Raw genomic sequence first — 22,617 nt, forward strand, 5'->3', positions numbered from 1 at the left:
GTCGTCGCGCGGATGGCGGACGGCGTATCGGCCTTTTCCGCCGACGCATGGGATGCGTGCGCCGGGCAGGACAATCCCTTCATTTCCCATGCCTTCCTGTCGGCGCTCGAGGATTCGGGAAGCGCCACCAGCGCCAGGGGCTGGCAATCCGTCCCGCTTGCGATCGATGGGGCGGACGGGCGCCCCGCGGCGATCCTGCCCGCTTATGCAAAGAGCCATAGCCAGGGCGAATATGTGTTCGATCATGGCTGGGCCGATGCCTATGAGCGCGCCGGCGGGCGCTATTATCCCAAGCTGCAGATCGCGGTGCCCTTCACGCCGGTGCCGGGGCCGCGCCTGCTGCTGCGCGATCCAACGCTCGCGCCGGCGCTGATCGCTGCGGCCGAAGCGGTCGTGCAGCAGCATGGCCTGTCCTCCGCGCACGCTACCTTCGTCGCGCCGGAGCAGGTGTCGCTGTTCGAGGCGGCGGGATGGCTGATCCGCACCGATCGCCAGTTCCACTGGACCAATGAAGGCTATGCCAGTTTCGACGACTTTCTCGGCGCGCTGGCATCGCGCAAGCGCAAGGCGATCCGCAAGGAGCGCGCGGCCGCGGTCGAGGGGCTGGAGATCGTCCATGTCGCCGGCCGGGAACTGACCGAGGCGCATTGGGACGCCTTCTGGCGCTTCTATCAGGATACGGGCGCCAGGAAGTGGGGCCGGCCCTATCTTACCCGCGCCTTCTTCTCGCTGCTCGGCGAGCGGATGGGCGATCGGGTGCTGCTTATCCTCGCTTTGCGCGATGGCAGGCCGATCGCGGGCGCGCTCAACCTGATCGGCGCGGACGCGCTTTATGGCCGCTATTGGGGCGCGACCGAGGAGGTGCCCTTCCTCCATTTCGAGCTCTGCTATTATCAGGCGATCGATGCCGCGATTGCGCGGGGCCTGAAGACGGTCGAGGCGGGCGCGCAGGGGGAGCATAAGCTGGCGCGCGGCTATCAGCCGACCGCCACTTATTCCGCCCATCATATTCCCGATCCGGGCTTCCGCGCGGCCGTGGCGAATTATCTGGAGGCGGAGCGGCAGGCCGTGGCGCAGAATATCGCCATGTTGGACGAGATTGGGCCGTTCCGCCGGGGATAGGGTGGAGCTTTCCCGACATGCCCGGTCATCGGCAAGCCGATCGTCTCCATTCTTGTGTCGAGCGGTCGATGCTGCGGCGCTTTTTCTTCCGCCGAGCATCATTCCTTTCCCTTTGGCGATGTTGTTCGCCGCGATTTCGGTGCAGCACCTAAGTTTTTCCTTGCAGATTACGAAGCATTTGCGTGAAATCGCAGCGGCGGCCATAAGCTGTGGTCCGTGCATGGGGCGCCGGCACGGTATGGATAGCAGGGATCAAGGGTTTCGGGCATGAGTGCCGCCGCAGCGCATCTGATCGTCTTCGCCAACGAGAAGGGCGGATCGGGCAAATCGACCACTGCCGTGCATACCGCGGTCGCGCTGGCGGCGGCAGGCCGCAGGGTGGCGGCGATCGATCTCGACACGCGTCAGCGCACCTTCGCCCGCTATATGGAAAATCGCGAGGCAACGATGCGGCGCTCGGGTGTCGACCTGCCGATGCCGAACTGCGAGACGTTCGATCCGGACAAGGGCATGGTGATCGGCGAGCGGCTGGACGCGCTGGCTGCCGATGCGGACATAGTGGTGGTTGACACGCCGGGCCGCGACGATCCGCATGCGCGCGCCGCGATCGAGCGCGCCGATACGCTGGTGACGCCGATCAACGACAGTTTCATCGACCTCGACCTGATCGGCCAGGTCGATCCCGAGACGTACAGGATCAAGCGGCCGAGCTTCTATTCCGAGCTGGTGTGGGAGGCGCGCAAGGCGCGCGCGCGCGCCGACGGCGGCACGGTCGACTGGGTGCTGCTGCGCAACCGCCTCCAGCATCTCGAAGCGCGCAACATGCGCCGCGTGGCGACGGCGCTGGGCGAGCTTTCCAAGCGGGTGGGCTTCCGCGTGATACCGGGCCTGTCCGAGCGCGTCATCTATCGCGAGCTTTTCCCCAAGGGAATTACGCTCCTCGATCTCAACCTGATCGGCGCGGAAGCCGGGATCGCCCATATCGCGGCGCGGCAGGAGCTGCGCGAGCTGGTCGCGGGCTTCGCGCTCCCCGACTGGACGTCCGCGCCGAAGCAGGCGCCCGAGGTAGCCGAGGCATGATCCCGGCGCTGATCGTCGCCGCGCTGGTGGGCGCCTGGGCCTGGAAGACGGGCGAGCTTCGCGCGCTGCGCTTCGGCGATGTGGCGGCGGCGGTGGCGGCGATCGTCGCTATCAGGATGTTCAGCAAGGGCGAGGTTCCGCTGGCGCTGCTGGCGGGGGGCGGTGCTGCCTGGTGGCTGTGGTTCCGCCGCGCTGGCGAGCGGGGCGAGGCTCAGGGCGGGATCATGTCCGCGGAGGAGGCGTGCCGCCTGCTCGACGTGCCGCCCGACGCGGACAGCGAGACGGTGCGTTCCGCGCATCGCCGGCTGATCGCACGGGTCCATCCCGATGTCGGCGGTTCGGCGGACCTTACCGCTCGCGTCAACGCAGCGCGCGACAGATTATTGTCGGTGCGTGGATCCCGATCTTGAAGCCGTAACATTTCCTGTGCGTCTTGAGTTTTGAGTTGCATTTCCATCCTTATGCGGAGAGCCAAATGACCCATCGCTTCGATCCGACATCGCTGCGTGAATATGATATCCGGGGCATCGTCGGCAAAACGCTGGGCCCGGAAGATGCCTATGCGATCGGCCGTGGCTTCGCGACGCATGTGCGCCGCGCGGGCGGTACGCGCGTGGCGGTCGGCTATGATGGCCGCATCTCCTCGCCGATGCTCGAAGCGGCGCTGGTCGACGGGCTGACCAAGGGCGGCGTGGACGTGATCCGTATCGGCCTGGGCCCGACCCCGATGCTCTATTATGCCGAAGCGACGCTCGAAGTGGATGGCGGCATCCAGATTACGGGCAGCCACAATCCGGCCGACTATAACGGCTTCAAGATGGTGCTGCAGCATAAGCCTTTCTTCGGCGAGGACATCCAGTCGATCGGCAAGCTCGCCGAGACGGGCGACTGGGAAGAGGGGCAGGGCTCCGTCTCCGAAGCCTATGTCGAGGATCTTTATGTCGAGCGGCTGCTGGCGGGCTATGCCGGCGGCGCCTTCAAGATCGGCTGGGACGCGGGCAATGGTGCTGCCGGCCGCGTGATCGAGAAGCTGGTCAAGCAGCTGCCGGGCGAGCATCACACGCTCTACACCGATATCGATGGCACCTTCCCCAACCATCATCCCGATCCCACGGTCGAGGAGAATCTGGTCGATCTCAAGAAGCTGGTGCTCGAAAAGGGGCTGGATTTCGGCCTCGCCTTCGACGGCGACGGCGACCGGCTGGGCGCGATCGACGGCCAGGGCCGCGTCGTGTGGGGCGACCAGTTGCTCTCCATCCTCGCCGAGCCGGTGCTGCGCGAGGAGCCGGGCGCCGTCATCATCGGCGACGTCAAGGCGAGCCAGGCGCTCTATGACCGGATCGCCGAGCTGGGCGGCACGCCGCTGATGTGGAAAACCGGCCACTCGCTCATCAAGACCAAGATGAAGGAAACCGACTCCCCGCTCGGCGGCGAGATGAGCGGCCATATCTTCTTCCGCCACAATTGGTATGGCTTCGACGACGCGCAATATGCCGCGATCCGGCTGATCCAGGCGGTGCGCGTGCTCGGCGGATCGCTGACCGCGATCAAAGATGCGATGCCGGAGATGGTCAACACGCCCGAACTGCGCTTCCAGTCGTCCGAGGATCGCAAGTTCAAGGTGGTCGAGGAAGTGCTCGACCGGCTGGAGGCTGAAGGCGCGGATGTGAACCGCACCGACGGCGCCCGCGTCAACACGCCCGAAGGCTGGTGGCTGCTGCGCGCATCCAACACGCAGGACGTGCTGGTCGCCCGCGCCGAGGCGAAGGACCAGGCCGGGCTCGACCGGCTTATGGGGCAGATCAATGCGCAGCTTTCCGCATCGGGTGTCGAGCCGGTATTGTCGGCAGGGCACTGATCCGAAACTGAACGACGGCGCGCATCGGGCGTGCCGTCGTTCGGAAAGTCACAAAAAGCCATGCCAGGGAAGGGCGGAGACGTCCTGCGGTTGGTCGGCGGACAGGAGCCGATCGGGGCTGATGTCCGTGCGTCCCTCGGACGCCATGATATTGACGATGATGCAAAGAGCGGTGGCGGGTGCGCGCGCTCGGGGCGACGGTTCGAGTTCCGAATCCGCTGCGGCATGCGGGATCTCGTCCATCTGGCCGCGCTAACTCTGAGCTTGGTGTCTCGGAGTTGGCATATGCTTAATCAGTATCTGAATAAATCTTTTGAGGAATCGTGAAAGATCCCAGGTGGGCCTTCTCCGCCGCAGCAACCGGCATGCTTTGTGCATTTGCTGTAATTTCCTGGGGTTTTCTTATCGCTGATGTTCGGCTGCAGCCATTTGAAATCCAGGCAAGGATGATCTGACAAAGGCGCTGATCGCGGATGTGCTGCTATCGCCGTTAATAGAAGGCGTGATATTTCTTATAGCACTTCGCCTTGTGCAACGTCTGCTGCCTCAGGCTGGCAGCATTTTCTTCATCGGATCGATGTTCGTCATCGGTTGGGGCGCACATGGAGCGAGTCTGTTGTCCGTTGGCGTTGGTGGAGCTTTTTTGCTTCTCGCGGGACTATACTGCCGCGTCGCAAGCGAGCGCGGCTACATGACTGGATATGTGGCAAACGTCGCCGCGCATATGGTCTGGAACCTGGGCGTTCTGCTCGCCAGCTTTTGGCTCACCCTCGGTCCGCCTTAATGAGCATTCAGCGCGTGACGAACGCCACGCACAAGGAAATCAGGCGTATCAATCTTTCCGTGGAGCCTCACTCTTCAACAAGTCTTGGACCTGATTGAATATGGTTTATCTCATCAGGATCGCCGCAGGATGCAAGAGGGATGGCGGCGGGCGGGCTTCCATGGGATCGGAGCCGGATATGCTGCGTTTGGCGGAGAGGGCCGGATGCAGGAGTCTGGAGATGGAAGCGCTGTGGAGCCTCATCACGATCATCGGGCCGATCCTGTTGGCGGTGGCGCTGATCTGGGCGGTGATCGCCAATCGCAACCGTTCGCCCGCCCAGCGCGAGCGGACGGAGCGCGGGACGGCGGAGCTTTATGACCGCATCGACCGCGAGGAGAAGGATCGCAGCTGATTTGCCGCCGGCGATCGCCGGATGGTTCGCCGCGCGGGGCTGGGCGCCCAGGCGGCATCAGTTGGAGATGCTGGAGGCGGCACGGGCGGGGCGCCATGCGCTGCTGGTCGCGCCGACCGGGGCGGGCAAGACGATGGCGGGCTTCCTGCCCAGCCTGGTCGATCTGGTTGAGCATCCCGTTACGACGCTTCACACACTCTATGTCTCGCCGCTGAAGGCGCTGGCGGTCGATGTCCGGCGGAACTTGATCAATCCGATCCATGAGATGGGCCTCGACATCCGGGTCGAGACGCGGACGGGGGATACGCCGTCCGACCGGAAGGCGCGGCAGCGGGCGAGGCCGCCGCACATGCTGCTGACGACGCCGGAGTCGCTGAGCCTGTTGCTCTCCTATCCCGATGCGGCGGGGCTGTTCGCGGATCTGAAGGCGATCGTGATCGACGAGGTGCATGCCTTCGCCACGGGCAAGCGGGGCGACCTGCTCTCGCTCTGCCTCGCACGGCTGCAGCGGCTGGCGCCGGGCATGCGGCGCGTGGCGCTCTCCGCCACGGTGGCGGACCCGGACGGCTATCGCGCCTGGCTGGCGCCCCATGGCGATATCGATGCAACGGCATTGGTGACGGGCGATCCGGGGGCGGAGGCGGATATTTCGATCCTGCTGCCGGAAGACAGCGTGCCCTGGTCGGGCCATTCGGGGCGCTATGCGGCCAAGCAGGTGATGGCGCAGATAGAGCGGCACCGCACCACCATCGTCTTCAGCAATACGCGCAGTCTGGCCGAGCTGATCTTCCAGGATCTGTGGGCGGTAAACGACCGGGGCCTGCCGATCGGCATCCACCATGGATCGCTCAGCCCCGAGGCGCGGCGCAAGGTGGAGCAGGCGATGGCGGACGGGCGGCTCCGCGCGCTGGTGGCGACCTCCAGCCTCGACCTGGGCGTGGACTGGGGCGATGTCGATCTCGTCATCCAGATGGGCGCGCCCAAGGGATCGTCGCGGCTGCTCCAGCGGATCGGGCGTGCCAACCATCGGCTCGACGAGCCTTCGCAGGCGCTGCTCGTGCCGGGCAACCGCTTCGAATATCTGGAGGCGCGCGCGGCGCTCGACGCGGTCGAGGCGGGCGAGCTCGACCGCGACATATTCCGGGCGGGGACGCTCGACGTGCTGGCGCAGCATGTCATGGCATGCGCCTGCGCCAGGCCCTTCCGCGAGGAGGAGATGCTGGAGGAGGTGCGCTCGGCTCTGCCTTACAGCGCGCTCGACGCGGAGACGTTCGGAGCGGTGCTCGGCTTCATCGAGTCCGGCGGATATGCGCTCAGGGCTTATGATCGTTTCAAGCGGCTGACGCGCCAGGCGGACGGGACATGGCGGGTGAGCCATCTGCGCTTCGTGCAGCAGCATCGGCTGAACGCGGGCATCATCGTCGAGGCGACGATGCTCAATGTGCGCTTCAGGAACGGGCGGACGCTGGGCAAGGTGGAGGAGGGCTTCGCTGCTACCTTGGCGAAGGGCGACACTTTCTTCTTTGCGGGGCTGACGCTGGAGGTGGATAAGGTCGAGGTGGAGGATCTGATCGTCCGCGCCACCGCCCGGCCGGCGCGCATTCCCACTTATGGCGGCGCGCGCATGCCGATCTCGACGGGCCTCGCCCGGCGGGTGCGCGAATATCTGCATGAGCCGGGCCAGTGGGCGCGCTTTCCGGACGATGTGCGCGAATGGCTGGAGATGCAGGCGCGGCGATCGGTGCTGCCCGATCCGGGGCAATTGCTGATCGAGACATTCCCGCGCGAGGGGCGTCATTATATGGTCTGCTACAGTTTCGAGGGGTGGAATGCGCATCAGTCGATGGGCATGCTGCTCACCCGGCGGATGGAGACGGCGGGGCTGCAGCCGCTGGGCTTCGTCGCGAGCGACTATGCCCTGGCGACCTATTCGTTGAAGCCCGTGGTCGATCCGGCGGCGCTCTTCTCGCCGGATATATTGGAGCATGAATTTGTCGACTGGGTGCAGCAATCGGCGCTGCTGAAGCGGGCGTTCCGCGAGGTTGCGGTGATCGGCGGGCTGGTCGAGCGGCAGCATCCGGGCAAGCGCAAGACGGGCCGGCAGGTCAGCTTCTCGACCGACCTCATCTATGATGTGCTGAGGCGCTACGAGCCCGACCATCTGCTGCTGCGCGCGGCCTGGGCGGATGCGCGGGCGCGGATGACGGATGTGGGGCGGCTCGCCTCGCTATTGGAGCGCGCGGCGGGGACGATGCTGCATGTCGATCTGGATCGCGTATCGCCGCTGGCCGTGCCTGTGCTGGTGCTGATCGGGCGCGAGCGCGTGGCGCAGGGGCAGGCGGATGATGCGCTGCTGATCGAGGCGGAAGCGCTGGCGGCGGAGGCGATGCGGGGGGAATGAGGCTGGCCGCAAATTCCGACGCGTTGCGGACGTTCGTATAGCGATCTAACCAGCTAGTGATAAGCCGGGAGAAGGCAGTGCGTCGAGGCGTGCGAGCGCAGTTGCGCGCTGGCTGTCGGAGAGCGAGGATGGACGGAAGGCCGCACACACAGGGCCGCTCTATTCGACCGTGGCGCGGTTTCGCGCGCAAAGCGATTGGCCGGCGGCGGCCTGGAGTTTGGTCGTCGAGTTGCCGGAGCAGTCCGGACAGCAGAGCCCAATGACTGTCTCCGTCCGGTTTCTGTCGGAGCAAGTACCGGCCCATTTGCTCACGCCGGGAAGTCAGTTCGCGTTGATGGAAGGCAGGCAAACCGTCGCGGAGGGCGTGATAATCTGAATTGTCAGATATCCGCTGGAAGATTGGTTAGGAAAAGGTCTCTTGGTACAGACTTTGGCCCGCTCTTCTTCATATTATCGTCGATCGTGGTGCTGGTGCTGATTAGGCGCGAATGGATTGTGCAGGGACTGGCGGACGATGCGCTGCTGATCGATATCCTCCTCAAGCACGCTCACCGTGATGCTCGCAATGTGCGACATCTCGTGCTTGTGAAATTCGTCAATCCGGGCGGGGATCAGGCATCGGGCGGTTCCTCAATTTTGTCTCGCCCGGTCATCTCGTGAAGGATAATTGAGCGCGGATGTTCGTTTATCCGGCTTCCTGACTGAGCTAGGCTCCGGTCCAAATGCTGCCGAACCGCCTCGGGCCGGCTGGGCTTTGGATCAGGTTGATTGGCTATCCACTCGTCCAGCGTTGCAAGTTGGTCAGGCGATAGGCGGACGGTGACAGGCGTTCCACCGGAAGCAGGGCGGCCTCTCGATTTCCTAATATCATTTACTGACATATTCATTTTACAATGGCAGAAAATGCGAGCCGGAACAAGGTTGTCGCCTTGCCTCCGGAGATGTTGTCAGCTTAGCTGACCTCGACCGAAGCGGGACATCAGAACGCTCTCGATCGGGCGGGGGCAGTCGCTTCGGACCAAGTTTCATGGACCATGGCTCGAACTGCCGCAGCGCCGCTCGGCTTGTCAAATGGCATTGAGCACGCGCTGTTTGGCTCATACCCACTCGGGCAAGCCGTACCACGCGCCGGCAGTGCGATGTGCCCCTTTGCCCAGTAGATAGCGACAACCAACACCTTCTTGCGCCCAGGATCGCAATCGTCAGCTTGACCATAAGCGCAGAAGTCGCGCTCATCGTCCTTTATAGACGGGCTTGCGCTTTTCCTTGAAGGCGCGAATTCCTTCCTGATAGTCATCACTACTATATACTGCGCGGCGCAATCCTTGGATGCGCTCGAATCCCTGCGGTGACATGGGGCGCGCGCCCGCAAGAATTCTCAACTGCTCTTTCATGACTGAGATGCTCAATGGGGCGTTGGCGGTTATTTTACGCGCGAGCTGCACGGTGAACGTCTCCAACTCATCGACGGGAACAACATAGTTGATCATGCCGAGCCTTTCGGCTTGTTCGGCCGTCATGGGCTGCGCAGTAAAGGCCATTTCCTTGATGATGCGCAGGCCGGCGGCATTCAGGAAGGTGACCATGCCGGAAACGTTGTAGGGCACGCCAAGCTTCGCCGGAGTGACGGCAAAGGTGGCGTTCGGTGCCGCCACGATCAGATCGCACGCGAACGCGGTCTCGCAGGCGCCGCCCCAGACCGTGCCCTCGATCATGGCTATGACGGGCGCCGGAAAGTTCTCGATTTCCCTGATCAGGAGACGAAGAGGATCCTGCCATTCCAGCGGATCCCGGTGCGAGTCCGGGAGTTCGGTCACGTCATGACCCGCCGACCAGACTGTTGAGCCGGTCTGGGCGCGCAGGATTGCCACCCGTATCTCTTGCTCCCTGAACGCAGCAAGGGCAGAGATGATCTCGCAAACCAGCGGTTCACTGAGCGCATTTTTCTTTCGCTCGTGATTCAGGGTGATAAACCCAATATCGCCCTGGATAGAGGTAAGTGCTAACGGCATTTACATTTTCCCCCTCACGTTCGATATGGAATGTATAAGGAAAACAATCCTTCGCAGTGGTTTTGCAGAGCACGAAGTCGTTGCAATTTACAGATCATGGTCCGGGCTCGATTGGACGCATGGAAGCACCTGGACTTTTGGGCTGATCCGGGGGTGGCTGGTAGGCTCGGCAGTTCCGAGGGGTGTTTTTGCTACTGATTTGCCTCCTTGTGTGGAACAATCGCGGCGCGTGAGCTGGACGAGAGTCGCCGGCCCGGTCTCGATGTCCCCCCGGTCTCGATGTCCCAAGGTCTCCGGAGCTTCAGCTCAGCAGGCATTGGAGCGGCTCGCGTTTGGCAAGACGCTGACCTGTAAGGCGACGGGATGAGAGGCTTTCTCGCTCCCCCGGAGGGGAGAGGGGCTGGTCAGAAGTCGAGTTGCAGGCGGGTCTGGAAGATGTCGACCTTGGCGGTGGTGCCGTTTTCGGTGACGGGGGCTACGACCAGCGGGCTATTGGTGCCTTTTGCGCGGATATAGTTGAACAGCAGCTTCAAATTGCCGTTCAAATGCCAGTTGAGTGCGCCCGTATAGCTGTGCGCCTTGCGCTTGAGTGGCGAAAGCGCCGTGTCCGTCAGGTCGAGCTGGTCGTAGCGGAAGGCGAGCTCGAACGCACCCCAGCCGCCATTTTGCGGATTGAAGTCCGCGAAAGGCCGCAGCCGGTCGACCGCGCCGTTGCGGAATGTGCGGGACTCGCCCGTCAGGAAGAAGCTGGCGAAGGCGTAGAAGCCGTCGAAATCGAGCGAGGGCTCCGCGCCGAAGCGATCGACCGACAAATGGCCATATTCGCCCTGCACGGAGAAGGGGCCATAGACCAGCGCGCTTTCCGCGCCGACGAAGGTGGCGTCCTTCGCACCGCTCTTCACGCCGGTGGGGCTGACCCCGCCGGGGATGGCGGCGGAGATGATGCGGCCGTCGTCGATGCGGCTGTTCGGCCGGTCGGCGAGCGTGATCATATTCCCGGCGAGATTTGTGACATGATAGGCCGATGCGCCGAGATGGACGAGGCGGCCGGCATCGAGGATCGGGGCCCAGCTGAGGCGGCCGTTGACGCTATAGGTCTCGTCGGGCGTGACGGCGTTGCGATTTACCGCCTCGCCCGCGCCGAAGACGCCGATCGTGGCGTTCAGCCGGTCCGTCTGATAGGCGATGGTGGCGCCGATGCGCCGCTCCGCGCCGACCGCGCCGAAGGCGACATTGGCCATGCCGCGTTCCAGGAAGGTGTTGAACGCGTCGCTGGTGTTGGCTTCGAGGCCGAAGGGCGTCTTTTGCTGGCCGACGGTGAACAGCCATTGGGGGATGCCGGCATATTGGACATAGGCGTCGAGCAGATTGACGCTGTTGTTCACGAATTCAGCCTCGATGCGATATCGGAACGTGCGCCAGGCCGTGCCGTCGAAGCCGAAGCGGCCGCGGCGGATCTGCGTGCCATTGTTGAAATCATAGCCGCCGGCGCGCGCATTATAAGCGGCATAATCGATCTGGAACGTGCCGCGCGGCTTGAAGCTGAAATTGTCCGTCACGTCCGCGAAGGTGGGGGCGACGCCAGGTTGCACGCCCTTGGCGGCGCGGACCTCGACCTTCTCGACGCGGGTCGCGGTTTCGGCGGCCTGATCCTCGAGCTGCTTGTTGCGTGCCTCGAGCGCCCTGACCTTGGCTTCCAGCGCGTTCAGCCGGTCGAGGATCGGATCGCCCGTCTTCTGTATGGCGGGAGCAGGCTCGGCGGCGACGTCGTCGGCGGGGACGAGCGTGTCGATGCCGGTTTCCTGGCCTTCATAGGATTGGGTCTGTTCCTCCTGGCCGGGCTCGGGACCTGTCTGGGCCGCAGCGGGCGCGGCGATCGCAAGCGCGATCAGCGAGGCCCCGCCGGCGAAAATGCTGCGCATGGTCAAATCCCTTTTGCTGCGGCCCGGAAAATCCCTCCCCCCAGGGGCCACGCGCCTTAGCGCTTCGCTTCTTCGAACACCTGATCGAACACGCCGCCATCGTTGAAATGGGCCGCCTGGGCGCGGGCCCAGCCGCCGAAATTGCGATCGATGGTGAGGAGCGCGACATTCGGGAACTGGGCCTTATGGCGTGCGGCGACCTCCGGATTGCGCGGGCGATAATAATTTTTCGCGACGATCTCTTGCGCTTCGGGCGTGTAGAGATAGCGCAGATAGGCCTCTGCCGCCTTGCGCGTGCCCTTGCGATCGACATTGCGATCGACCACCGCCACGGGCGGCTCGGCGAGGATCGAAATGGAGGGCACGGCGATGTCGAACTTGCCCGGGCCAAGCTCGTTCACCGCAAGGAATGCCTCATTCTCCCAGGCGAGCAGTACATCGCCCTGGCCGCGCTGGACGAAGGTGGTGGTGGCGCCGCGCGCGCCCGAATCGAGGATCGGCACGTTGCGGAACAGGCGCGTCATATAGTCGCGCGCCTTGGCATCCGAGCCATAGGTGCGCCGCGCATAGCCCCAGGCGGCGAGATAGTTCCAGCGGGCACCGCCGGACGTCTTGGGATTGGGCGTGATGACCTTGACGCCCGGCTTCACCAGATCGCCCCAGTCCTTGATCTCCTTGGGATTGCCCTTGCGGACGAGGAAGACGATCGTCGAATAATAAGGCGTGCTGTTCTGCGGCAGACGGCTCTGCCAATTGGCGGGCAGCGCCTTGGTGCGCGCGGCGATCTCGTCGATATCATAAGCGAGCGCCAGCGTGACGACATCGGCGGGAAGCCCGTCGATCACCGCGCGGGCCTGCTTGCCCGAGCCGCCATGGCTTTGCTTGATCACCACATCCTGACCGCTCTGCGCCTTCCAGCGCTTGGCGAACTGGTCATTGATCGCGCGATAGAGTTCGCGCGTGGGATCGTAGGAGACGTTGAGAAGCTGGACGGGAGCCGCGACGGCGGCGGTGGCGGGCAGGACGAGCCCGAATGCGGTCAGCCATCCGGCGATCGAGGCGAGGCGACGTTTCATGACGAAACTCCCCTGATAATGGGAGAAATATAATCTCTTTCAATAGAGTAGACATAATAAGGAATCTTCGCCGGCGCGGAGCCGTCCCTCGTTGTTATTTTCTGCTGGTGAAACATCCATTCCTGACAGTATCATGATGGATGGCCGCATAAGGGGGAACGCTGCCGTGGATTTTACGCGATGGAGGGCGGCGGCGTCCCTTCCGGAACATGCGGACGGAGGATCCCTTGCGGCTGCAATATTCCGGCGATTGACAGGCTGTCGGGCGCCCAATAGCCAGCATTCCATGATTTTTCCCGGATATGGCCGCAAGAACATAAGGAGCGCCGCGGGAGCCTTGCTGCTGGCGCTGTCGCTCGCCTCCTGCAGCGGGGGACAGGCGGAGAAGGCCGCGCCGCCGCCGCCCGAAGTGGGCTATGTGACGGTCAGGAGCGAGACGGTGCCGCTCGCGAGCGAGCTTGCGGGCCGCGTCGCCGCTTATGAGACGTCGGAGGTAAGGCCGCAGGTATCGGGCATCGTCCGCGCGCGGCTGTTCACCGAGGGCGCGATGGTGCGCGCGGGCCAGACGCTCTACGAGATCGATCCGCGCCTCTATCGCGCGGCGGCGGCGCAGGCGCGCGCCAATCTCGCAAATGCCGAGGCCAATGTCGCGGCTGCCGAGCAGCGCGCCGAGCGCATGGCCGCTTTGGTGGGGATCGAGGCGGTGAGCCGGCAGGACGCGGCCGATGCGCGCGCGGCGGCGGGGCAGGCGCGCGCGCAGGTGGCGCAGAGCCGCGCGGCGCTCGACACGGCGAGCATCAATCTGGGTTTCACCCGCGTGACCGCGCCGATCGGCGGCCGGATCGGGCGATCGATCGTGACGACCGGCGCGCTGGTGACGGCGGGCCAGTCGCAGGCGCTGACGACGATCCAGCGGCTCGATCCGATCTTCGTCGATATCCAGCAATCGAGCGCGGAGCTGCTCGTGCTGCGCCGCGCGCTGATGACGGGGGGCGTGGTGCCGGCAAGCGCCACAGTGCGGCTGAAGCTGGAGGATGGCAGCGATTACGGGCTGACGGGGAGGCTGGAGTTCGCCGAGGTGACCGTCGATCCCAGCACGGGGACGGTGACGCTGCGCGCGCGCTTCCCCAATCCGCAAGGGCTGCTGCTGCCGGGAATGTATGTGCGCGCGTCGGTGGTGCAGGGCAATCGGCGCGAGGCGATATTGGTGCCGCAGCCGGCGGTGAGCCGCGATCCGCGCGGCCAGGCCAATGTCTATGTGGTGGGCGCCGACAATAAGGCCGAGCTGCGCGCGATCGAGACGGATCGCGCGCTGGGCGACGCATGGCTGGTGACGGCCGGGCTGAAGCCGGGCGAGCGGGTGATCGTGGAGGGTACGGCCAAGGCGAAGCCGGGCCAGCCCGTGCGTCCCGTTCCCGCCGGATCGCCGCCCAGCCCGCCGCCCGCCGGCGGAGCCGCCGCACCCCGCACCGGGCGCTGAGGCATGATATCCCGCATCTTCATCGATCGGCCGATCCTTGCCTGGGTGATCGCGATCGGCGTGATGCTGGCGGGTATCGGCGCGATCTTCAGCCTGCCGATCGCCCAATATCCGGACGTGGCGCCGCCGGGCGTCAATATCTCGGCTAATTATCCGGGCGCGTCCGCCGAGACGCTGGAGAGCAGCGTCACCCAGGTGATCGAGCAGCAGCTTACCGGCATTGACGGGCTGCTCTATTTCTCCGCCACGTCCAGCTCGGCGGGCAGCGTGCAGATCAGCGTGACGCTGGAGAAGGGCACTGATCCGGATATCGCCCAGGTGCAGGTGCAGAACAAGGTGCAGCAGGCGCTGCCCCGATTGCCCCAGCAGGTGCAGCAGCAGGGGCTGACCGTCACCAAGTCCAACGCCGACTTCCTGATGGTGGTCGCGGTCTATGACGAAAGCGACCGGCAGACCAATGCCGACGTCGCCGACTATCTGACGTCCAACCTGCAGGACCCGATCGGGCGCATCCAGGGGGTCGGCAACACCAATGTGTTCGGCGCGCAATATGCGATGCGCATCTGGCTCGATCCCTACCGGCTTTCGGCCGTGGGGCTGATGCCGTCCGACATCATAGCGGCCATTCAGGCGCAGAATACGCAGGTGGCCGCCGGCCAGCTCGGCGCGCAGCCGTCGCCCGACACGCAGATGCTGAACGCGACCGTGACCGCCAAGTCGCGCCTGCAGCGGCCGGAGCAATTCCGCGCGATCATCGTCAAGACGCAGACGGACGGTTCTCAGGTGCGGCTTTCCGACGTGGCGCGGATCGAGCTCGGCTCCGAAAATTACAATGCGCTGACGCGATTGAACCGTCATCCCGCCGCAGGCATCGCCATCCAGCTCGCCCCCGGCGCGGACGCGCTGACCACCGCGCAGATGGTGAAGGACAAGGTGGCGCAGCTCTCGCGCAGCTTCCCGCCCGGCTATCGTTTCGCCTTCCCGCGCGACAGCACCGAATTCATCCGCCTTTCGATCGAGGAGGTGGTGAAGACGCTGGTCGAGGCGATCATCCTCGTCGTGATCGTGATGTTCGTCTTCCTGCAGAATTGGCGGGCAACCTTGATCCCGACGATCGCGGTGCCGGTGGTGCTGCTCGGCACGTTCGGCGTGCTCGCTATGTTCGGCTATTCGATCAACACGCTGACATTGTTCGGTCTGGTGCTGTCGATCGGCCTGCTGGTCGACGACGCGATCGTGGTGGTCGAGAATGTCGAGCGGGTGATGCAGGAGAATCCCGGCCTTTCTCCGCGCGAGGCGACGATCCGGTCGATGGACGAGATTACGGGCGCGCTGATCGGCATCGGCCTCGTCCTCTCCGCCGTGTTCCTGCCCATGGCCTTCTTCGGCGGATCGACGGGCGTGATCTATCGCCAATTCTCGATCACCATCATCTCCTCCATGGCGCTTTCGGTGCTGGTGGCGCTGATCCTGACGCCCGCGCTGACCGCGACCCTGCTCAAGCGGCATGAGGAGGCAGGGACTGCCGGGCAGGGGCGGATCGGCGCGCTGCTCGAACGCTTCTCCGCAGGCTTCAACCGGCGCTTCCATCGCATGGTGGCGCGATACGAACAGGGGGTGAGGCGGACGATCGCGCGGCGGGGTGCCGCGATGATCCTCTATGTGGTGATCGCGGCGGGGCTGGCCCTGCTCTTCACCCGCCTGCCGACCAGTTTCCTGCCGACCGAGGACCAGGGATCGGCGATCGTCCAATATACGCTGCCCCCCGGCGCGACGCGGCCGCGCACGCTGGAGACGGCGAAGAGGATCGAGGATTATTTCCTGGGGACGGAGGCGGCCAATGTCGACCGGCTGTTCACCGTATCCGGCTTCCGCTTCGGCGGATCGGGCCAGAATGTCGGGCAGGGTTTCATTGCGCTGAAACCCTGGGACGAGCGCGAGGGCGCGGAAAATGGCGTGATCGCCATCACTCAGCGCGCCAACAGGGCGCTGGGCGGGCAATTGCGCGACGCCCAATTCTTCGCGCTGACGCCGCCCGCCGTGCAGGGGCTGGGGCAGAGCGGGGGCTTCCAGCTCGAGCTTCAGAACATAGGCGGCCTCAGCCGCGCCGAATTCAAGGCGGCGCGCGACCGGTTGCTCGCCGCGGCCGCGGCAGACAGGTCGCTGGCGAGCGTGCGGCCGGGCGGGCTGGAGGATCAGCCGACATTGCAGGTCGATGTCGATCAGGCGAAGGTCGGCGCGCTGGGCCTGTCGCAGGCGGCGGTGGACAATACGCTGAGCGCCGCCTGGGGCGGCATCTATGTCAACGATTTCATCGACCGCGGGCGCGTGAAGCGCGTCTATGTACAGGGCGATGCGCCCTATCGCTCCGCGCCCGAGGATCTGGACCAATGGTATGTGCGCTCGGCGAACGGATCGATGGCGCCCTTCTCCGCCTTTGCCAGCGCACATTGGTCGACCGCGCCGGCGACGCTGACGCGCTTCAACGGCATCCCTTCCTATCAGATACAGGGGCAGGCGGCGCCGGGCAGCAGCTCGGGCCAGGCGATGGACCGGATGGAGCAGCTCGCCGCCGAGATACCGGGCGTGGGCGTATCCTGGAGCGGGCTGTCCTTTCAGGAGCGGCTCTCCTCAGGGCAGGCGCCGATGCTCTATGCGATCTCGCTGCTGGTCGTCTTCCTGTGCCTGGCCGGGCTTTACGAAAGCTGGTCGATCCCGCTCGCGGTGCTGCTGGTGATGCCGCTGGGGCTGATCGGCGCGGTGCTGGCCGTGACGTTCCGCGGGCTGGAGAATGACGTCTTTTTCCAGGTGGGTCTGCTCACCACCATGGGGCTTTCGGCGAAGAATGCGATCCTGATCGTCGAATTCGCCGAACAGGCGGAAAAGACGGGGAAGAGCGCCTATGAGGCGGCGATCGAGGCGGCGCGACTCAGGCTTCGTCCGATCCTGATGACCAGCTTCGCCTTCATCTTCGGCGTGCTGCCGCTCGCCATATCGACCGGCGCAGGCGCGCAGAGCCGCATCGCCATCGGCACCGCCGTGATCGGCGGCATGCTGACCGCGACGATTCTCGCCATATTCTATGTGCCGCTCTTCTTCGTGCTGGTGCGGCGGCTCTTCCGCGAAAAGGTGAAGCAGCGGCCCGTAAGCGGCGCGGCGGCGGGCGCGCATTGATGCGAGCGTTCATTCCCTTCGCGCTGCTTATGGCGACTGCGCTCGGCGCGTGCAGCCTCCAGCCCAAATATGTGCGGCCGGCCGCGCCCGTGCCGCCGAGCTGGCCGAAGGGCGCAGCCTATGTCGAGCCGGGCGATGCGGCCGCGTTGCCGAGCGTCGATTATCGCGACATTTTCCGCGATCCCAAGCTGCAGGCGGTGATCGGGCAGGCGCTCGCCAATAATCGCGACCTTCGCATTGCTGCGGCCAATGTTGCGGCGGCGCGCGGCCAATATCGCGTGCAGCGGGCGGAGCGACTGCCGCGCATCGTGGCGGGCGCCGATGCCTCGGTCGCGCGCACCAGCGGCAATGGGGGCGGCGCCAACGGCACGAGCGGGGCTGCGCGGACGAGCGACCGCTATTCGGTCGATCTCGGCATGGCGGCATTCGAGATCGATCTGTTTGGCCGGGTGCGCAGCCTGACCGACGCCGCGCTCAACGACTATTTTGCGACCGAGGCGGTGGCGCGGACGGCGCGGCTGGCGCTGGTGGCGGAGACGGCGAGCGCCTGGCTGACGCTCGCGGCGGACCGCAGCCTGCTGGCGATCGCTGAGGCGACCGAGGCCAATGCGGTGCGATCGGTGAGGCTGACGCGTGCGCGGCTGACCGGCGGCATCGGCACGCGCATCGACCTGCGCCAGGCGGAGACGATCCTGGCGACGGCGCGCGCGGATGTGGCGAGCTTCACGACGCAGGTGGCGCAGGATCGCAATGCGCTGGAGCTGCTGGTCGGCGCGCCGGTGGCGGAGGAACTGCTGCCGCTATCGATCGAGGCGGTGGATGGCGGGCTGGCCGAGCTGCCGGTGGGGCTGGATTCGCGCATATTGTTGCGCCGGCCCGACGTGGCGGAGGCGGAATTTACGTTGAAGGCGGCCAATGCGCGGATCGGCGCGGCGCGGGCGGCCTTCTTCCCGTCGATCAGCCTGACGGCGGTGGCGGGCTTTGCCAGCGGGGCGCTCGACGCCTTGTTCAAGGAAGGGGCGTTCAATTGGAGCGTGGCGCCTTCGGCGACGCTGCCGATCTTCGATGGCGGTGCCAATCGCGGCAATCTCGCCACCGCCCGGGCCGGGCGCGACCGGGCGCTCGCCGCCTATGAGCTGACGATCCAGACGGCGTTCCGCGAGGTGGCCGACGCGCTGGCGCGGCGCAGCACGATCGGCCGGGAATTTGCCGCGCGCAGCGACCTGCTGGCGGCGGCGAGCGACAATTACCGGCTGTCCGACGCGCGCTATCGCAGCGGGCTCGACAGCTTCCTCGCCAGCCTCGACGCGCAGCGCACGCTTTATGGAGCACAGCAATCGGTGGTTGCGGCGCGGCTCATTCGGGCGGACAATCTGGTGACGCTCTATCGCGTGCTGGGCGGCGATGCGCGCGTGGAGGAAGGCGCGTTCGGGCCGGCCGGGCGATAGCGGCCATTCCGGTGCGATGCCGGAGCGACGATGAGGAGAGCGAAAATGGCCGATGCCGGGGATCGCCCGCTCGTCTATCGCCACCGGCTGGCGACGCGGCTGTGGCACTGGCTGAATGCGCTCATCGTGATCGTCATGCTGATGAGCGGGCTGATGATCTTCAATGCCCATCCGCGCCTCTATTGGGGGCAATATGGCGCCAATGCGGATCGCGCCTGGCTGCAGATCGGCGCATCGCCGACGCGCGGGATGCTGCGTATCGGCGACAGGAGCTGGGACACGACCGGCGTGCTCGGGCGGTGGAAGGACCGTGAGGGCAATGTGCAGACGCGCGCCTTCCCATGGTGGGCGACGATCCCGTCGCGCTACAGCCTTTCCGCCGCGCGGCGCTGGCATCTCGCCTTCGCCTGGCTGCTGGTGGCGGGCGGGCTGGCCTTTCTGGTGGCGAGCCTGTTCAACCGGCATATCCGGCGCGACCTGTTGCCCCGGCGCGGGGAACTGGCGCCGGGCAATATCTGGCATGAAATCGCCGATCATGCGCGGCTGCGCCTGCCGGCGGGCGAGGCGGCGCGGCGCTACAATATCCTGCAGAAGCTCTCCTATCTTGGCGTGATCTTCGGGTTGCTGCCGTTGCTGGTGCTGACGGGGCTTACCATGTCTCCGGGGATGAATGCGGCCTGGCCCTGGCTGCTCGACCTGTTCGGCGGGCGGCAATCGGCGCGGTCGATCCATTTCCTGTGCGCGGCGGCGATGCTGCTGTTCATCCTCGTCCATCTCGTCATGGTGGTGCTGGCGGGGCCGTTCAACGAGGTGCGGTCGATGGTGACGGGCTGGTTCCGGCTGCCGAGGGAGCGGGGGCGATGATCTCGCGGAGGAAGGCGATCGGGGCGATCGGGGCGGCGGGGCTGCTGTCCGGCTGCGACCGGATCATAGCGAGCCCGACCGTTCGGGGCGTGCTCAGATCGGCCGAGGGGCTGACGATGCGCGCGCAGCGGCTGGTGACGGACCGCACCGCGCTGGCGCGCGAGTTCGGCCCGGTGGATCTGTCGCCCGTCTTCCGGTCTAATGGGACGGCGATGCCGCGATCGGCGGATTATGCCGCGCATCTGGCGAGCCGCTTCGCCGACTGGCGGCTGGTGGTGGATGGGCTGGTGGCGCGGCCCTTGTCCCTGTCGCTCGCCCAGATCGGGGCGATGCCGGCGCGGACGCAGATCACGCGACATGATTGCGTCGAAGGATGGAGCGCGATCGGCCAATGGACGGGCGTGCCGCTGCGCCTGCTGCTCGATCGGGCGGGGCTGAGGAACGGGGCGCGCTATATCGTCTTTCATTGCGCGGACGATTTTGGCGCAGGCAAATATTATGAAAGCATCGACCTGATCGACGCCTTCCACCCGCAGACGATCATGGCCTGGGCGCTCAACGGGCAGATGCTGCCGGTAGCGAATGGCGCGCCGATCCGGCTAAGGGTCGAGCGGCAGCTTGGCTACAAACATGCCAAATATGTGATGCGGATCGAGGTCGTCGCCTCGCTCGCCGCGATCGGTGGGGGCAAGGGCGGCTATTGGGAGGATAGCAATGATTATGAATGGTATGCCGGCATCTGAACGTGCGGACCGTTGAGTTTCATGCGTTCGCTGTTGCTGTGCGCGAGCATCCTTTCCGCGCCGGCCCTGGCGCAGGAGGCGGAAACCGTCCCCGAGATCGTCGTCACCGGGCGTGGGCTTGAGCCGGGCGCGGGCGAAATTGCCTATGATGTGGTGACGATCGATCGGGAGCGGCTGACGTCATCGGCGAGCGGACGGCTGGAGGATGTGCTGCGCGACGCCGCAGGTCTCCAGCAGTTTCGCCGTTCGGACGCGCGATCGGCGCATCCGACGAGCCAGGGGGCTAGCCTGCGCGGGCTGGGCGGCAACGCCTCCTCGCGCGCGCTGCTGGTGCTCGACGGCGTGCCGCAGATCGATCCGTTCGGCGGATGGGTCAATTGGGCGGCGTTCGACCCCCAGCGGCTGGAGCATGTGCGCGTGACGCGCGGCGGAGGAAGCGGCGTGCTCGGGCCGGGCGCGCTTGCGGGCACGATCGAGCTGACAAGCGCGGGGCGGGCCGATCTGGCGCCGGCCTGGGGCGCGATCGCTTATGGCAGCCGCGATGCGATCGATGCGGATGCGGGGCTTTCCGCTCGGCTCGGCGGCGGCTTTGCGAGCCTTTCGGCCAGCTACGGTCGGGGCGATGGGTTCGTGCCGATCATCAAGGGGCAGCGGGGGCCGGTCGATCGGCCGGCGCGCTATGCGCAGGGGAGCGTGGCGGCGCGCGCCGTCTTCCCCGTGGGGCCGGACACGGAGCTTCAGGCGAGCGGGCTCGCCCTGATCGACGAGCGGACGCGTGGCCTTGCCTTCACCGACAATCGCACGAGCGGCGCGGATGCGAGCCTGCGGCTGGTCGGGCGGGGGCGCTGGGGGTGGGAGGCGCTGGCCTATCTGCAGATGCGCGAATTTTCGAGCGGCTTTGCCAGCGCCAACGCCACGCGCACGGCTGTCAACCAGACGCTCGACCAATATAATGTGCCGGCGACCGGCATTGGCGGGCGGTTCGAGCTGCGTCCGCCCATCGGCGACGGCGTCGAGCTGCGCATCGGCGGCGATGGACGCCTGACCGAGGGCAAGACCAAGGAGCTGTTCACCTTCGTGGCGGGCCGGCCGACCCGCATCCGTGATGCGGGCGGGCGGACGCGGACGCTGGGCGGCTTTGCCGACCTGACCGTGTCGGCGAGCGATGCCTTGACCTTGACCGGCGGCGCGCGGATCGACCGCTGGTGGATCGATGAGGGGCATTTGCGCGAGCATGTGCTGGCCACGGGCGCGAGCCTGACCGATGTGGAGCATCCCGACCGCAGCGGCTGGGAGCCGACGGCACGGGCGGGAATCGCCTATCGGCTGGGTGGCGGGGCGAGTCTGCGGGGGGCGGCCTATCTGGGTTGGCGCTTGCCGACGCTCAACGAGCTTTATCGCCCCTTCCGAGTGGGGACGGATGCGACCGCGGCCAATCCCGCGCTCAAGCCCGAGCGGTTGCGGGGCATCGATGCGGGGATCGACTTCCGGCCATTGCCGACGGTGCGGCTGGGGGCGACCGTCTTCCACAATATGCTCGATGACGCGATCGGCAATATCTCGCTGGGGCGGGGACCCGGAGTGTTTCCGGGCGTGGGCTTCGTCGCGGCAGGCGGCACCTATCGCCAGCGCGGCAATTTCGATGCGGTGCGGTCGAACGGCGTGGAACTGGAGGCGGGCCTGGGCGACGGCGTGTGGCGGCTGGATGCGGCCTATGCCTATGTCGATGCGCGGGTGCGGGCGTCGGGAGCGGCGGCGGGGCTCGATGGGATGAGGCCCGCACAGACGCCGCGCCATCAGGCCTCGGCGACGCTCGGCTGGTCCCCGCCGGGCGGGATCCGGGCGGCCGCGACGCTGCGCTATGTCGCGGCGCAGTTCGAGGATGATCAGAATGTGCGGCGGCTCGATGATGCGGTGACGCTCGACGCGACGGCGTCATTGCCGGTCATGACTGGGCTGATGCTGGAAGCGAGAGCGGAGAATGTCACCGACGCGCGGGTGGAGGCGGCGATTTCGGGCGATGGCCTGATCGAGCGCGCGACGCCGCGCAGCTTGTGGCTGGGGCTACGCTATACGGGCTGGTGAGAGTTTTCAGCCGACTAGATCGTCTTTCATCTGACTTGAATCGCGGGGGATTCCTGAGCGGGTGATTTTGTGATTCACGATGCTGGCTGGGCAGCAGGAGGCCAGCAGGTGATGCCGAAAGCCTGTTCGAATGATCTTCGTGAACGTGTGGTCCGGGCCGTCGAGGCGGGAGCA

Annotated in this window: 16 protein-coding genes; 13 read left to right on the forward strand and 3 right to left on the reverse strand. The window is 65.7% G+C overall.

What is annotated here, in order from left to right:
• Positions 1–12 precede the first annotated feature (12 nt).
• The 7 genes from CLG96_RS11355 to CLG96_RS18775 all read left to right on the forward strand — a co-directional run bounded on the left by CLG96_RS11355 (position 13) and on the right by CLG96_RS18775 (position 8,299).
• On the forward strand, positions 13–1,122 hold the full coding sequence (locus tag CLG96_RS11355) for a GNAT family N-acetyltransferase (RefSeq protein ID WP_107968131.1): 1,110 nt from the start codon (positions 13–15) through the stop codon (positions 1,120–1,122).
• Between the two features lie 267 nt (positions 1,123–1,389).
• The gene (locus tag CLG96_RS11360) at positions 1,390–2,202 is read left to right on the forward strand and encodes a division plane positioning ATPase MipZ (RefSeq protein WP_107968031.1); all 813 of its coding nucleotides are present in this window, start codon (positions 1,390–1,392) and stop codon (positions 2,200–2,202) included.
• Complete coding sequence (locus CLG96_RS18985; RefSeq protein ID WP_207796666.1) at positions 2,199–2,612, forward strand: J domain-containing protein; 414 nt, start codon at positions 2,199–2,201, stop codon at positions 2,610–2,612. Before CLG96_RS11360 ends, CLG96_RS18985 begins: the two co-directional genes overlap by 4 nt.
• 65 nt (positions 2,613–2,677) lie before the next feature.
• The gene (gene pgmG / locus CLG96_RS11370; protein WP_107968133.1) at positions 2,678–4,060 is read left to right on the forward strand and encodes a phosphoglucomutase/phosphomannomutase PgmG; all 1,383 of its coding nucleotides are present in this window, start codon (positions 2,678–2,680) and stop codon (positions 4,058–4,060) included.
• 1,004 nt (positions 4,061–5,064) lie between these two features.
• The gene (locus CLG96_RS18770) at positions 5,065–5,238 is read left to right on the forward strand and encodes a hypothetical protein (protein WP_165799625.1); all 174 of its coding nucleotides are present in this window, start codon (positions 5,065–5,067) and stop codon (positions 5,236–5,238) included.
• The gene (locus CLG96_RS11390; RefSeq protein WP_107968038.1) at positions 5,201–7,639 is read left to right on the forward strand and encodes a ligase-associated DNA damage response DEXH box helicase; all 2,439 of its coding nucleotides are present in this window, start codon (positions 5,201–5,203) and stop codon (positions 7,637–7,639) included. Before CLG96_RS18770 ends, CLG96_RS11390 begins: the two co-directional genes overlap by 38 nt.
• Positions 7,640–8,101: 462 nt before the next feature.
• Positions 8,102–8,299: a hypothetical protein gene (locus CLG96_RS18775; protein ID WP_165799626.1), complete on the forward strand. Its 198-nt coding sequence runs from the start codon at positions 8,102–8,104 to the stop codon at positions 8,297–8,299.
• Positions 8,300–8,871: 572 nt separating this feature from the next.
• Here the strand turns inward: CLG96_RS18775 and scpB are convergent.
• The 3 genes from scpB to CLG96_RS11410 all read right to left on the reverse strand — a co-directional run bounded on the left by scpB (position 8,872) and on the right by CLG96_RS11410 (position 12,649).
• Positions 8,872–9,651, reverse strand: a complete 780-nt coding sequence (gene scpB / locus CLG96_RS11400; protein WP_107968041.1) for a methylmalonyl-CoA decarboxylase — start codon at positions 9,649–9,651, stop codon at positions 8,872–8,874.
• A 404-nt stretch (positions 9,652–10,055) separates the two neighbouring features.
• The gene (locus tag CLG96_RS11405) at positions 10,056–11,573 is read right to left on the reverse strand and encodes an OprO/OprP family phosphate-selective porin (protein ID WP_107968043.1); all 1,518 of its coding nucleotides are present in this window, start codon (positions 11,571–11,573) and stop codon (positions 10,056–10,058) included.
• A gap of 56 nt (positions 11,574–11,629) precedes the next feature.
• On the reverse strand, positions 11,630–12,649 hold the full coding sequence (locus CLG96_RS11410; RefSeq protein WP_107968045.1) for a sulfate ABC transporter substrate-binding protein: 1,020 nt from the start codon (positions 12,647–12,649) through the stop codon (positions 11,630–11,632).
• A gap of 286 nt (positions 12,650–12,935) precedes the next feature.
• On the opposite strand from CLG96_RS11410, the gene CLG96_RS11415 reads away from it, so the two are divergent.
• Genes CLG96_RS11415 through CLG96_RS11440 form a run of 6 tightly spaced genes read left to right on the forward strand, consistent with a single transcriptional unit; the run spans position 12,936 to position 22,443 of the window.
• Positions 12,936–14,129, forward strand: a complete 1,194-nt coding sequence (locus CLG96_RS11415) for an efflux RND transporter periplasmic adaptor subunit (RefSeq protein ID WP_107968047.1) — start codon at positions 12,936–12,938, stop codon at positions 14,127–14,129.
• Between the two features lie 3 nt (positions 14,130–14,132).
• Positions 14,133–17,303, forward strand: coding sequence for an efflux RND transporter permease subunit (locus CLG96_RS11420; protein ID WP_107968049.1), 3,171 nt, complete (start codon positions 14,133–14,135; stop codon positions 17,301–17,303).
• A complete protein-coding gene (locus tag CLG96_RS11425) occupies positions 17,300–18,751 on the forward strand; it encodes an efflux transporter outer membrane subunit (RefSeq protein WP_423828199.1) in 1,452 nt (483 codons plus the stop codon). Before CLG96_RS11420 ends, CLG96_RS11425 begins: the two co-directional genes overlap by 4 nt.
• Positions 18,752–18,796: 45 nt before the next feature.
• A complete protein-coding gene (locus CLG96_RS11430) occupies positions 18,797–19,615 on the forward strand; it encodes a cytochrome b/b6 domain-containing protein (protein ID WP_243395744.1) in 819 nt (272 codons plus the stop codon).
• Positions 19,612–20,358: a molybdopterin-binding protein gene (locus CLG96_RS11435; protein WP_107968055.1), complete on the forward strand. Its 747-nt coding sequence runs from the start codon at positions 19,612–19,614 to the stop codon at positions 20,356–20,358. The genes CLG96_RS11430 and CLG96_RS11435 overlap by 4 nt, the downstream gene beginning before the upstream one ends.
• Before the next feature lie 21 nt (positions 20,359–20,379).
• On the forward strand, positions 20,380–22,443 hold the full coding sequence (locus CLG96_RS11440; RefSeq protein WP_107968057.1) for a TonB-dependent receptor: 2,064 nt from the start codon (positions 20,380–20,382) through the stop codon (positions 22,441–22,443).
• Positions 22,444–22,617 lie beyond the last annotated feature (174 nt).

Source organism: Sphingomonas oleivorans, assembly GCF_003050615.1.
Classification (GTDB): domain Bacteria; phylum Pseudomonadota; class Alphaproteobacteria; order Sphingomonadales; family Sphingomonadaceae; genus Sphingomonas_H; species Sphingomonas_H oleivorans.

What these genes read in the sequence shown, in the direction of transcription:
- CLG96_RS11435 (WP_107968055.1), top strand. Translation starts at nt 19,612, where the DNA reads ATGATCTCGCGGAGGAAGGCGATCGGGGCGATCGGGGCGGCGGGGCTG.
- CLG96_RS11360 (WP_107968031.1), top strand. Translation starts at nt 1,390, where the DNA reads ATGAGTGCCGCCGCAGCGCATCTGATCGTCTTCGCCAACGAGAAGGGC.
- pgmG (WP_107968133.1), top strand. Translation starts at nt 2,678, where the DNA reads ATGACCCATCGCTTCGATCCGACATCGCTGCGTGAATATGATATCCGG.
- CLG96_RS11415 (WP_107968047.1), top strand. Translation starts at nt 12,936, where the DNA reads ATGATTTTTCCCGGATATGGCCGCAAGAACATAAGGAGCGCCGCGGGA.
- CLG96_RS11390 (WP_107968038.1), top strand. Translation starts at nt 5,201, where the DNA reads ATGACCGCATCGACCGCGAGGAGAAGGATCGCAGCTGATTTGCCGCCG.
- CLG96_RS11410 (WP_107968045.1), bottom strand. Translation starts at nt 12,649, where the DNA reads ATGAAACGTCGCCTCGCCTCGATCGCCGGATGGCTGACCGCATTCGGG.
- CLG96_RS11430 (WP_243395744.1), top strand. Translation starts at nt 18,797, where the DNA reads ATGGCCGATGCCGGGGATCGCCCGCTCGTCTATCGCCACCGGCTGGCG.
- CLG96_RS18770 (WP_165799625.1), top strand. Translation starts at nt 5,065, where the DNA reads ATGGAAGCGCTGTGGAGCCTCATCACGATCATCGGGCCGATCCTGTTG.
- CLG96_RS11440 (WP_107968057.1), top strand. Translation starts at nt 20,380, where the DNA reads ATGCGTTCGCTGTTGCTGTGCGCGAGCATCCTTTCCGCGCCGGCCCTG.
- CLG96_RS11355 (WP_107968131.1), top strand. Translation starts at nt 13, where the DNA reads ATGGCGGACGGCGTATCGGCCTTTTCCGCCGACGCATGGGATGCGTGC.
- CLG96_RS11420 (WP_107968049.1), top strand. Translation starts at nt 14,133, where the DNA reads ATGATATCCCGCATCTTCATCGATCGGCCGATCCTTGCCTGGGTGATC.
- CLG96_RS11405 (WP_107968043.1), bottom strand. Translation starts at nt 11,573, where the DNA reads ATGCGCAGCATTTTCGCCGGCGGGGCCTCGCTGATCGCGCTTGCGATC.
- scpB (WP_107968041.1), bottom strand. Translation starts at nt 9,651, where the DNA reads ATGCCGTTAGCACTTACCTCTATCCAGGGCGATATTGGGTTTATCACC.
- CLG96_RS18985 (WP_207796666.1), top strand. Translation starts at nt 2,199, where the DNA reads ATGATCCCGGCGCTGATCGTCGCCGCGCTGGTGGGCGCCTGGGCCTGG.